The 11,854-nt window shown below is 64.0% G+C and carries 12 protein-coding genes; 1 reads left to right on the top strand and 11 read right to left on the bottom strand.

What is annotated here, in order from left to right; all coding sequences use genetic code 11:
- Positions 1-25: 25 nt before the first annotated feature.
- From NKI64_RS02030 to NKI64_RS02020, 3 genes are all read right to left on the bottom strand, one after another.
- The gene (locus tag NKI64_RS02030; protein WP_023683994.1) at positions 26-745 is read right to left on the bottom strand and encodes a helix-turn-helix transcriptional regulator; all 720 of its coding nucleotides are present in this window, start codon (positions 743-745) and stop codon (positions 26-28) included.
- A gap of 126 nt (positions 746-871) precedes the next feature.
- Positions 872-1,282 carry a hypothetical protein gene (locus tag NKI64_RS02025; RefSeq protein ID WP_031199867.1) on the bottom strand — a complete coding sequence of 137 codons (411 nt, stop codon included), beginning with the start codon at positions 1,280-1,282 and terminating at the stop codon, positions 872-874.
- Positions 1,283-1,464: 182 nt separating this feature from the next.
- On the bottom strand, positions 1,465-1,635 hold the full coding sequence (locus NKI64_RS02020) for a hypothetical protein (protein WP_023670139.1): 171 nt from the start codon (positions 1,633-1,635) through the stop codon (positions 1,465-1,467).
- A 204-nt stretch (positions 1,636-1,839) separates the two neighbouring features.
- On the opposite strand from NKI64_RS02020, the gene NKI64_RS02015 reads away from it, so the two are divergent.
- A complete protein-coding gene (locus NKI64_RS02015; protein WP_023683991.1) occupies positions 1,840-2,001 on the top strand; it encodes a hypothetical protein in 162 nt (53 codons plus the stop codon).
- A 9-nt stretch (positions 2,002-2,010) separates the two neighbouring features.
- On the opposite strand, the gene NKI64_RS02010 is transcribed toward NKI64_RS02015, so the two are convergent.
- The 8 genes from NKI64_RS02010 to tkt form a co-directional block, all read right to left on the bottom strand.
- Complete coding sequence (locus NKI64_RS02010) at positions 2,011-2,331, bottom strand: hypothetical protein (protein WP_155924185.1); 321 nt, start codon at positions 2,329-2,331, stop codon at positions 2,011-2,013.
- Between the two features lie 25 nt (positions 2,332-2,356).
- Positions 2,357-3,070: an SGNH/GDSL hydrolase family protein gene (locus NKI64_RS02005; RefSeq protein WP_023683989.1), complete on the bottom strand. Its 714-nt coding sequence runs from the start codon at positions 3,068-3,070 to the stop codon at positions 2,357-2,359.
- A gap of 62 nt (positions 3,071-3,132) precedes the next feature.
- Positions 3,133-3,873 (bottom strand): DUF899 domain-containing protein, encoded by a 741-nt coding sequence (locus NKI64_RS02000; protein ID WP_023752897.1) that lies wholly within the window; start codon positions 3,871-3,873, stop codon positions 3,133-3,135.
- Positions 3,874-4,047: 174 nt separating this feature from the next.
- Positions 4,048-5,073, bottom strand: a complete 1,026-nt coding sequence (locus NKI64_RS01995; RefSeq protein WP_023727302.1) for a class I fructose-bisphosphate aldolase — start codon at positions 5,071-5,073, stop codon at positions 4,048-4,050.
- A 120-nt stretch (positions 5,074-5,193) separates the two neighbouring features.
- Positions 5,194-6,396: a phosphoglycerate kinase gene (locus tag NKI64_RS01990; protein WP_352666326.1), complete on the bottom strand. Its 1,203-nt coding sequence runs from the start codon at positions 6,394-6,396 to the stop codon at positions 5,194-5,196.
- A 145-nt stretch (positions 6,397-6,541) separates the two neighbouring features.
- The gene (locus tag NKI64_RS01985; protein ID WP_023670131.1) at positions 6,542-8,428 is read right to left on the bottom strand and encodes a potassium/proton antiporter; all 1,887 of its coding nucleotides are present in this window, start codon (positions 8,426-8,428) and stop codon (positions 6,542-6,544) included.
- Positions 8,429-8,633: 205 nt separating this feature from the next.
- A complete protein-coding gene (gap, locus tag NKI64_RS01980; protein WP_023683984.1) occupies positions 8,634-9,644 on the bottom strand; it encodes a type I glyceraldehyde-3-phosphate dehydrogenase in 1,011 nt (336 codons plus the stop codon).
- A gap of 155 nt (positions 9,645-9,799) precedes the next feature.
- On the bottom strand, positions 9,800-11,791 hold the full coding sequence (tkt, locus tag NKI64_RS01975) for a transketolase (RefSeq protein WP_023670129.1): 1,992 nt from the start codon (positions 11,789-11,791) through the stop codon (positions 9,800-9,802).
- Between the last annotated feature and the right edge of the window lie 63 nt (positions 11,792-11,854).

Genomic DNA, 11,854 nt, shown 5'->3' with positions numbered 1-11,854 from the left:
GGCTTTTTCATTGATTATCGAAGTCTCAGCTGCGCGCCGCCCGGTCCGGCGTCATGCCATAGTCCTCCGAGCGTTCGACGGCGCGGTAGAAGTCGGCAAGCTGCTTGCCTCGCTCAGGCTTGAAGATGCGGCCGGCGATGACCACCGAGGCGATGCGGTCGATGCGGAAGGCGCGGAAATCGTCGCGCATCTCGCACCAGGCAACCAGCGTCCATACCTTGCCCCAGAACCACAGACCGAGCGGACGGATGTCACGCCCGGTGCCGCGGCCGGCCTCGTCGCGGTAGTCGATGGTCAGCACCTGTCGCTTCTCGACAGCGCGCTCGATCACGTCGATCGCCTCACGCGCGGCGTCGCTCACCACCCACATCGGCGTGTGGATCTCGGTGCGGGCGATGCGGTCCTTCTCGGCGTCGGGCAGGACGGCGCCGATCTTGACCAGCGCCTCGTCGGCCGCACGCGCCATGGCCGCGCCGCCAAAGGCCCGCACCATGCGGGCGCCGGCGACCAGCGCGACGATTTCGTCACGCGTGAACATCAGCGGCGGAAGGTCGAAACCCTCCCTCATCATGTAGCCGACGCCGGCCTCGCCGTCGATCGGCACTCCGGTCGACTGCAAATCGGCGATATCGCGGTAGATGGTCCGCTCGGAAACCTCGAGCCATGTGCCGAGCTTCTGGGCGGTGACCAGCCGGCCGCCACGCAGGTGCTGCACGATCTGAAAGAGCCTGTCGGCACGTCGCATCGTATGGTCCCTCGGCTGCTTGTCTATGAATGTCATGGGGCCAAAACCGGTTCCGGGTGACATCCATGTCCTGTTTTATGCTTGTCGTTCTCCCAAAAACCGCTGCGCACTTTTGGGCGACACGCATTATGGTTTAAGTCCTTCGCGCTTGCGCTGCACGGCGACGAATTCCGCGCCGAAGGACAACTTCTTCGTTGTCGGCGTGTTCACGTCGAGCACACGCCAGTACGGCGTGATATCGTTCAGCGTCATGCCGCGTTCGAGATCCTCATTGGCGGCTTCGGCGACGGTTCGCAGATGATAGCCGATGGTGACCGGACATGTCACTTGCGCCCCATGCTCGATGGCGAGCGCGGTGCGCAAGGCGCGTACATCCATCTCGAGGCCGTTGGGGATCGTGCGGATGAAATCATCGACCTGACGGGCCGTCGGCACCAGCATCGGCTGGCCCTCGACGACGTCGCCCATTGTGCGTGGCGTCGGCTTCACGCCGTTGACGCCCGGCGTGTTCAGCCTGTCGTTCCAGCTTTTCACCATTCATGTCTCCTGACACGTTTATGGCATGGTGCTCCTGACAGCATTCTGTCAGGAGCCTTCAGCATTGTCCGTAGCAGGCGCCAAAAGTCTTTGCGCCAGCCCAAGGCGTCGCCGCCCGGGGGTCCATGTCAATGATCCGGGCGTTGCGGGGTCCGCATCCAAGCATTGTCATGTAAAACGCCTCAGATCTCGCGAATGCGGCTGTGACCCTCATACATATCCGGCCAGCCAATGTCCTTGCGGATGTCCGCCGGCAAGGAGTTCAGGAAGCGCTGGGTACGGACTTCATTGCGCATCGTGCGGATCTTGCCGACATAGTGCTGTACGCTGTTCAAAATACCAAAGCTGTTCATGACCATCTCCTCTTCTCTGATGGAGACACTATCGCATACCCCTCCTGACAGCAGTCTGTCAGGAGCATGTCAGCTCGTTGAAGAAAGCTGCGAGGTGCTTGGCGGTCGGTTCGGAAACGAGCCTTTTGTCAGGAATGGCCAAGTCGACCGAGACCATGCAAGAACCGCTTTGACAGCCTGTCGCGATGCTGCTCAAAGGCGGGCATGTCGAAACTCCTCGCGCTCGTCATCATCGGCATGATGGCCATTCAGCTGATCAAGCCGCTCGGCTGGCCGGGCCTGAAGCGGCGCGGCGATTTCTGGAAGCTGGCCCTGATCGCCATGGCGGCCATCGCGCTGGCGGGTGCGCTGGGGCACTGGGCATAGCCTTGAGGGTCAGGTCGGGTCCACCGTTCCCATGGCAATCATCCGGATGGCGTTGAGGCTGGGCACGAAGAAGTAATCGCCACCGCGCGTCGTCATGAATTCCGGCAGGTTCGCCGCAATAAAAGGCGTGGCGTTGGCCGGGCCGGCCGGAATGACATGCTTGCTCGATTCGGCGCGGTTGCCGGTCAGCGTGCAGGTGTCGTTGCCGGTTTCGGAATCCAGGCCGTAGCTCGTCCATTGCTGCTGGATGATATTCTGGCTCAGATCCATTGGAAGCAGGCTGCAATCAACAGTATTTGGAAATACTCGCGTCAGTTCTCTGAAGCCCACCAGTCCGAGCTTGTGCCCCCTCAGGTCAATCGGCGAGCACCCATCCGACCAGATGTTCGGCCCAGGCGCGGTAACCGGCTTCCGAGGCATGAAAGCCATCGGAGGCAAAGCCGGCCTCAGGGTTGGTGATCGGCAGCCGTGGCGCCGGCACGGCGCCGCGCTCGAAACAGAGGCGCTCGCCCATGCGGTTCATTGCGGTAGCGCGGATTTCGAGTATCTTGCCGAGCAGCGGCGGCATGGCCGGCGCACGGGTGAATTCCAGCACCGGCGACCAGACGACGCGGGCCTCCGGCCATTTGGCGCGCAGCGCGTAAAGCAGGCCGCCGAACTCTTTCTTGAAGCGCGGCACCGAGTGGAAATTCTTGGTGTCGTTGGTGCCGATGGCCAGCACTATATGCGTCCACCGATCGGCCGACAGATTGGGCAGCACATGGTCGCGGATCTGGCCCGACGTTGCCGAGTTGAAGCCGGCGGCGCGCCAGCGCACGGCAAGGCCGGTTCGCTGCGCGATCATGACGGCAAGCTGCGCGGCAAGCCCGTTCTCGGAATTGCCGATGCCGACGGAAGCGGCCGAGGAATCGCCCAGCACCAGCAGCGAGATGGCCGGCGCCTTGCCCGATATTTCGTGCATGACCGGCCCTTGTGCCGGCAGCATGCGGGTGGTGCGGCGGCGCACGCCGAGGCCCTGCCAGACATAGACGGGGTAGGCGAGCCAGGTAAGAAGGGCCGGGAAGCGCATGGCAATACCGTTAGAGGTTAACGGCAGCCTTAGCGCATGTTTGGGCGCAGGTGAACGCGCTTCTAGTCGCAGCAGTTTTCCTTAGCCGCCTGCTTTTCCTGATATTCGTCATGCAGCCGCACCCAGTCCATCAGGCTTTGATAAGGGCCATTTTCGCCGCGGCCCTTCGGCGTCATATCGAGATAGTCATAGGTGCCGATCTGCGCCTCGCCGCCGCGGGCGCGCGACATAAAGGTGAGAAAGATGTCGCCGTTCTCGTCCTTGTAGAAAACACTGGTGCCGGGAAGGTCCTTTGACGTGCGCGGACGCGTCTCGAAATTGTAGGTGGTGTCGCCGGCCGCGATCTGCTTGTCGGTGAAGGAGACCTGCATGTCGAAGTTGAAATCCGAGGCGTAGGACGACACCCAGTCGAATTTCCAGCCCATACGCTGCTTGTAAGGCAGCAGTTCCGCCAGCGGCGCGCGCGCAACCACCACCAGCGACACGTCGTGGCGCCTGAGATGCTGATCGGCGCCGTCTATATGGTCGGCAAGGAAGGAGCAGCCTTCGCAGCGGTGGTTCGATCCTGGCGTCATCATGAAGTGGTAGACGATCAGTTGGCTGTTGGCGCCGAACAGTCCGGCCAGGTTCTTCGGACCCTGCTCGGTCTCGAAGACATAGTCCTTGCGGATTTTCATCCAGGGCAGTTCACGCCGCTCGGCGGCGATGCGCTCACGCAACCGTGTCAATTCCTTCTCGCGCGCCAGATGCGCCTTGTGCGCCTCAAACCAGTCTTCACGCGAAACCACCTTCTTGCGAGTCATGAAGTTCTCCCTGTCTGTTCACCCAAGGACGTTTGGGGTGGGCAGAAACCGACATCGCCGTCAGCTTTTGCCGAAAAGGAGATAAGGATGGGCGAACTCCGTCCCAAGCCCGCCTTGTCATAAACAAAACCCGGGCGCATCGGCCCGGGTTGTATGACAACGGGAGGACTGCGCTCAGGCGGCCTGTTCGAGGCTCGCCGTCCATCGTCCCAGCGCCGCCAGATGGTTCATGTGGGCACGATGGGTGAAGGCGGCCTGGCCGGAGGCGACGTTCGATGCCTTGCCGCTCCAGGCCTTTTGTGGGGCGGCCTGCAAGGCGCGGCCATAGGAGAAGGTCAGCTTCCACGGATGCGGCCCGATGGCGTTGATGGCGTTGAGGTTGGCGGTCGCCTCCTCGTCCGACTGCCCGCCCGAAAGGAAGGCGATGCCCGGCACCGCTGCCGGTACGGTTTCGCGGAACAGTTTTATGGTCTTTTCCGCGACCTCTTCGGGGCTGCTCACCTTGCCCGACTTCCTGCCGGCCAGCACCATGTTCGGCTTCAGGATGGTGCCTTCCAGCACAACGCGCGCCGCATGCAGCTCGTCATAGAGCTTGATCAGCGTTGCCTTCGAGATGTCGTAGCAGGTGTCGATGTCGTGCGCGCCGTCCATCAGCACTTCCGGCTCGACGATCGGCACGATGCCGGCCTCCTGGCACAGTGCGGCATAGCGGGCCAGCGCATGGGCGTTGGAGCCAATCGAATTGACCGAGGGCACGCCCTTGCCGGTGTCGATGTCGATCACCGCGCGCCATTTGGCGAAGCGGGCGCCGAGCTTGTAATAATCCGCGAGCCGTTCGCGCAGGCCGTCGAGGCCTTCGGTAACGGTATCGCCGGGAAAGCCGGCCAGCGGCTTGGCGCCGGCGTCGACCTTGATGCCGGGGATGGCGCCCGCCGCCTTGATGATGTCGACCAGAGGCGTGCCGTCGGCAGCCTTCTGACGGATGGTCTCGTCGTAGAGAATGACGCCGGAGATGTACTTCGTCATCGCGTCCGTGGCGCGGAACATCATCTCGCGGTAGTCGCGGCGGCTATCGGCGGTCGATTCGACGCCGATAACGTCGAAGCGCTTCTTGATGGTGCCGGAGCTCTCATCGGCGGCCAGCAGGCCCTTGCCGCCGGCCACCATCGCGGCGGCAATGTCTTCGAGACGTTCGCTCATTTTGCTTCTCCTTGACGGCGTTGTTCCGCGCTTAACGGAACTCTACCGCCAAAGGAATGGCATCGGAAAGCTCGAATCGGTTGAAAGTTCCTGGCGTCCGTTTTTGTGCCCCCGATCCGGTCAGGCTTGTTTCTTCAGCACGTCGACGCCGGGCAGCGGCTTGCCTTCCATCCATTCGAGGAAAGCGCCGCCGGCGGTCGAGACATAGGTGAAATCGTCGGCGACGCCGGCATGGTTGAGGGCGGCCACCGTGTCCCCGCCACCGGCGACCGAGACCAGCTTGCCGGCCCTGGTGCGGGACGCCGCGTGCTTTGCCGCAGCCACCGTGGCGTGGTCGAAAGGCTCGATCTCGAAGGCGCCGAGCGGGCCGTTCCAGACCAGCGTCGCGGCGCGGTCGATCCATTCACCGATCGTCTTCACGGTCTTTTCGCCGACATCGAGGATCATGCCGTCAGCCGGGACATCCGAAATGGCAACGGTCTCGCTGGCCGCACCCGCCTTGAATTCCTTGGCGACGACACCGTCGACAGGCAGGATGATGGCGCAGCCGGCTTCGGCGGCCTCGATCATGATCTGCTTGGCGGTCGCGGCAAGGTCATGCTCGCACAGCGACTTGCCGACAGCGGTGCCACGCGCGGCGAGAAAAGTGTTGGCCATGCCGCCGCCGATCACCAGCGCGTCGACCTTCTTCACCAGGTTCATCAACAGGTCGATCTTGGTCGAAACCTTGGCGCCGCCGACAATGGCGACGACAGGGCGGATCGGATTGCCGAGCCCCTTCTCCAGCGCCTCGAGCTCGGCCTGCATGGTGCGGCCGGCATAGGACGGCAACAGCCGCGCCAGGCCTTCGGTCGAGGAGTGTGCCCGGTGGGCGGCGGAAAAGGCGTCGTTGACGAAGATATCGCCATTGGCGGCGAGCCGCTCTGTGAAGGCCGGGTCGTTCCTCTCCTCGGTCTTGTGGAAGCGGGTGTTTTCCAGCAGCAGCACATCGCCCTTGTTCATGGCGGCGACCGCACTGCCCGCCGTGTCGCCGACGCAGTCGCCGGCAAAGCCGACGGGGCGGCCAAGCACCTCCGCGGCAGCCTTGGCGATCGGCTCCAGCGAGAATTCGGGTGAGGGACCATTCTTCGGGCGGCCGAAATGCGCGAGCAGGATGACCTTGGCGCCCTTGCCGGACAGTTCGGCGATGGTCGGCGCAATGCGTTCGATGCGGGTGGCGTCGGTGACCTTGCCGTCGGCGACGGGCACGTTGAGGTCGACGCGCACCAGCACGCGCTTGCCGCTGATATTGCCGATATCGTCGAGTGTCTTGAAGGCGGCCATGCGGGTTCCTTTCCGTGGAAAATCGCCGGGACCATACCTCGCATCGATGACGATGCAAGGCTTGAGCCGGGGTGCGAGCTAAATTTTGAGATCAAGGCGAAGGCTGTCGTGATGATGCGGGACGTCAGCGTGAACCGATCGCTTGTCAGCCTTCGGTCGTTATCTTTTCCGCCGTCGGCTCAAGGGCCTTCTCATTGGCTGTCGCCTCTGCAGTCTGCGTCTCGGTCGGCTTGCGCCAGTTGCGGATGAAGGCGGAGACACGATCGCCGATCTCGCCGGCGCTCAGGAACACCGGAACCCGCGCCACCGGCGCGGTCGGCTCGAAGGAGAGGCCGAGACCGGTGATCTTGCCCTTGTCGTCGACGTCGCGGACGATCAATTCGATCGGGCCGATCAGCACCCGGTCGGCATATTCGGCATGGCCGCCGAGCCGCGCCGTCACCAGCGCGCCGACGGTGAGCTTCTGCTCGGCTTCGCTCAATCCCGGAGTGTATGCGGCCTCGAGCTCTGCGGCCGAGCGGGCGGGATCGACGGCGAAGGCGCCGAAGAAGTCGGCATCCTCGGGGTCGACCACGGCGCGGCTGGCGAACAGCTTGTCAAGCAGGCGCGGATAGCGGTCGGGCACGAAGATGTAGACCTGGTCGCCGGCCGCGAGCCGGCCCATGTCCTGGAAACGCATCGAGCGGCCGTCGCGCAGCACCAGCGAGGGCCGTGCCCAGCGCGGGATGCGCTCGCCGCGCGCCACCGGGCTGCCGGGCGCGACGCGGTAGGCGAGCAGTTCGTGGTGGGCGGAGCCCGGCAGTTCGAGTTCGACCTTGTCGAGCGGCCCGAGTCTCGCCGGCACGATCAGGCCGAGCCGGCGCGCCAGCGGACCGACCGACCAGCCCTGCACCACCAGCGATACCAGAACGATGATGAAGGCGACGTTGAAGATGGTGCGGCCGTTCTCCAGCCCTCCGAGCAGCGGAGTGATGGCAAGCAGGATGGACACGGCGCCGCGCAGGCCGACCCAGGAGACGAAGGCGATCTCGGGACGCGGCAGGCGGAACGGGATCAGGCAGAGCCAGACGGCGACAGGGCGCGCGACAAACATCAGGAACAGGCCGAGCAGCACCGCCGGCACCATGATCGCCGGAAACTGCGAGGGTGTCGCGAACAGGCCGAGGATCAGGAACATGATGATCTGTGCCAGCCACGACATGCCGTCCTGGAAGCGCTTCAGGATGGTGACGGCGCGGATGTCGGAGTTGCCGGCAATCAGCCCGGCGAGATAGACCGCCAGGAAGCCCGAGCCGCCAATGGCGCCGGCGGCGGCGAACACCATCAGCGACAGGGTCAGCACGAAGATCGGCAGCAAGCCATGGTCGAGGTTGAGCCGGTCGACGAGGCGCACGATGCCGAGCCCGCCAAGCACGCCGACGACGGCGCCGAGCCCCATATTGAGCAGGAAGCCGAGGATCAGGTCGGTGACCAGCACATGGGTCTCGGGATTGGCGTGGGCAGCGATGATCTCGACCAGCGTGATGGTCAGGAAGATGGCGATCGGGTCGTTGGTGCCGGATTCGACTTCCAGTGTCGCGCGCACGCGCTCGCGCAGATTGATCTCGCCGGCGCGCAGCAGGAAGAACACCGCAGCCGCGTCGGTCGAGGCGACGGCAGCTCCAAGCAGGAAGGATTCCAGCCAGCTGAGGTCGAGCAGGTAATAGGCGGCGGCGCCAAACAGGCCAGTGGTCAGGATTACGCCGAAGGTCGCCAGCGACAGCGCCGGTCCGGCCGCCTGGCGCAGCGCGTTGAGCGGCGTGCCGAAACCGGAATCGAACAGGATGACCGCCAGCGCCAGTGAGCCGGCAAAATATGCCACGCGCGCATTGTCGAATTCGATGCCGAGACCATCGACGCCGCTGGCGAGGCCGATGCAGAGGAAGAGCAGCAGCAAAGGGGCGCCGAAGCGGAAGGCGATCAGGCTCGAGAACGCTGCGGCGACGACTAGCGCTGTGCCGACCAGCGTGACGAGATAGATCGCATGCTCCATCCGTGATTTGCCCCTCGAATTCCTCTTTCTACCGATTCACGGGAGAGTGGGGCGAAGGCATGGCCGGTGCAAGGCGCAAGGATGGCTTTTTGCCTGATGCCGCTGATTTTCCGGCGTTTGGCGGCTTGGCGCGCCTTGCCCGCCGCCCTGACGAAAAACGCCCGGACAAGCCGGGCGTTCGAAGCTGCGAGACGATGCCTTCAGGTCAGGCGATGGTCTTGCCAAAGGCGACCGAGGTGTCGGCCATGCGGTTAGAGAAGCCCCACTCATTGTCGTACCAGGACAGCACCGAAACGAAGTTGCCGTCCATGACCTTGGTCTGGTCGAGCGCCAGGATCGACGAGCGCGGATCGTGGTTGAAGTCGATCGACACATTCGGGTGATGGGTGACGCCGAGAATGCCCTTCAACTTGCCGTTGGAGGCGGCGATCACCGCTTCGTTGATCTCCTGCACGGTGGTGGCGCGCTTGGCGATGAACTTGAAGTCGACAACCGAGACGTTGGGGGTCGGCACGCGGATCGAGATGCCGTCGAGCTTGCCCTTGAGGTCGGGCAGCACCAGGCCGATCGCCTTGGCCGCACCGGTCGAGGTCGGGATCTGCGACAGGGCAGCCGCGCGGCCGCGGTAGAGATCTTTGTGCATGGTGTCCAGCGTCGGCTGGTCGCCGGTGTAGGAGTGGATCGTCGTCATCATGCCCTTTTCGATGCCGACGGTCTCGTGCAGCACTGCGGCCAGCGGCGCCAGGCAGTTGGTGGTGCAGGACGCATTCGAGATGACGATGTGGTCCTTGGTCAGCTTGTCGTGGTTGATGCCGTAGACGACGGTGAGGTCAGCACCTTCGGCAGGCGCGGAGACCACGACGCGCTTGGCGCCGGCGGTCAAATGCGCGGCAGCCTTGTCGCGGGCGGTGAAGATGCCGGTGCATTCGAGCGCGATGTCGATGCCGAGTTCCTTCCACGGCAGTTGCGCCGGGTCCTTGATCGCGGTGACCTTAAAGGTCTCCTTGCCGACGGTGATCTGGTCGCCCGAGACCGACACTTCGTGCGGGAATCGGCCGTGCACGCTGTCATAGCGCAGCAGATGCGCGTTGGTCTCAACCGGGCCGAGGTCGTTGACGGCGACCACGTCGATATCCTTGCGGCCGGATTCATGGATGGCGCGCAGGATGTTGCGGCCGATGCGGCCAAATCCGTTGATGGCAACTCTGACGGTCATTTTACTCTCCCTGGGAGCTGGAGGCGGCAGATGGGTCCGCAGCTTCATAGCGGCGGATGGCACAAGAATCCAGCCGCAGAAGGCCGAATTTAAATCGATTAGGTTGGTCCAGCCCCGCGAATCCGCCTTGGAGGTGCGCGGGACTGACCCTGATCTTACTTGCCGTGCAGGCGGGCTTCCGCAGCCTTGGCCGCGGCTTCGGCGGTGATGCCGAAATGCGGGTAGAGCTGCTCGATGGTGCCGGAAGCGCCGAAGCCGGTCATGCCGATGAAGATGCCGTCGGAGCCGATCAGGTGATCCCAGCCCTGGCGGATGCCGGCCTCGATCGCCATCTTGATCGGCGCGTTGCCGATCGTCTCCTTGCGGTAGGCGTCGCTCTGCTGGTCGAACAGTTCGAAGCAAGGCACCGAGACGACGCGGGTCGGGTGCCCATGCTTTTCAAGCAAATCACGGGCGCCGAGCGCGATCTCGACCTCGGAGCCGGTGGCGAAGATCGTCACCGCCGCTTCGCCGCTCGCCGCGGCCAGTTCATAGGCGCCCTGGCTGCTGAGGTTCCTGGCCGAGTGCTCGGTGCGCACCGTCGGCAGGTTCTGACGGGTCAGCGCCAGGGTGGACGGGGTCTTTTCCGATTCAATGGCGATCTGCCAGCATTCGGCGGTTTCCACCGCGTCGGCCGGGCGGAAGACATTGTGGTTGGGGATGGCGCGGAGCGCCGCCAGGTGCTCGACCGGCTGGTGGGTCGGGCCGTCTTCGCCCAAACCGATCGAATCATGGGTCATGACGAAGATCGAGCGGATGCCCATCAGCGACGCCAGCCGCATCGACGGACGGGCATAGTCGGAGAAGCACATGAAGGTGCCACCATAGGCGATGAGGCCGCCATGCAGCGTCAGGCCGTTGAGGGCGGCCGCCATGCCATGCTCGCGGATGCCGTAGTGGACATAGCGCTGGCCGTAATCGTCCGGCGTGATGTTCTTGGTCTGGCTGGTCTTGGTGTTGTTGGAGCCGGTGAGGTCGGCAGAGCCGCCGATGGTTTCCGGCACCGCGCCATTGATGACTTCCAGCGCCATTTCCGACGATTTGCGGGTGGCGACCTTCGGCTTGTCGGCCGACAGCTTCTTCTTGTAGTCGGCAATGACGGCATCGAAATTCGACGGCAGCTTGCCGGCGAGGCGGCGCTCGAACTCGGCCTTCAACTCAGGCTTGGCCTTGGCCAGGCGGCCTTCCCAGTCGGTGCGCGGCTTGACGCCGGCCTTGCCGGCGGTGCGCCAGGCGTCGAGAATGTCGGCCGGAATTTCGAAGGGCGGCGAGTCCCAGTTGAAGAATTTCCGCGCGCCTGCGATCTCGTCGGCGCCGAGCGGCGAACCGTGCGCCTTGTTGGTGCCGGCCTTGGTCGGGGCGCCGAAGCCGATGGTCGTCTTGCAGGCGATCATCGTCGGCTTGTCGGAATGGCGGGCGGCTTCGATGGCGTAGGCGATCGCCTCGGGGTCGGTGCCGTCAATGTGGCTGGCGTTCCAGCCCGAGGCCTGGAAGCGGGCGACCTGGTCGGTGTTGTCGGCAAGCGAAACCGGACCGTCGATCGAGATGTTGTTGTTGTCCCAGAAGACGATCAGCTTGTTGAGCTTGAGGTGGCCGGCCAGCGCGATGGCTTCCTGCGAAACCCCTTCCATCAGGCAGCCGTCGCCGGCCAGCACATAGGTGTAGTGGTCGACGAGGTCGTTGCCGAAGGCGGCGTTCATGATGCGCTCGCCGAGCGCGAAGCCGACCGAATTGGCGAGACCCTGGCCAAGCGGGCCGGTCGTCGTCTCGATGCCGGTGGCATGGCCGTATTCGGGATGGCCGGCGGTCTTGGAACCCAGCTGGCGGAAATGCTTGATCTGGTCGAGGGTCATGTCCTCGTAACCGGTCAGATGCAGCAGCGAGTAGAGCAGCATCGAACCATGGCCGGCCGACAGGATGAAGCGGTCGCGGTCCGGCCAATGGGGGTTCTTCGGATCATATTTCAGGAAGCGGGTGAACAGCACTGTGGCGATGTCGGCGCAGCCCATGGGCAGGCCGGGATGGCCGGACTGCGACTTCTCGACGGCGTCCATGGAGAGAAAACGGATCGCATTGGCCATCCGGTCATGTTGTTCACGCGACGTCATGGTACCTCCGGGGTGGGGATTTGTGGGCTTGGCAGAGCCCAGGAAAGAGTGCGCGACACATAG

It is taken from the genome of Mesorhizobium sp. M0478, assembly GCF_040321305.1.
GTDB lineage: Bacteria > Pseudomonadota > Alphaproteobacteria > Rhizobiales > Rhizobiaceae > Mesorhizobium.
Note: the sequence above shows the minus strand (reverse complement) of the source record. Positions and strands in the feature narration are given on the sequence as shown.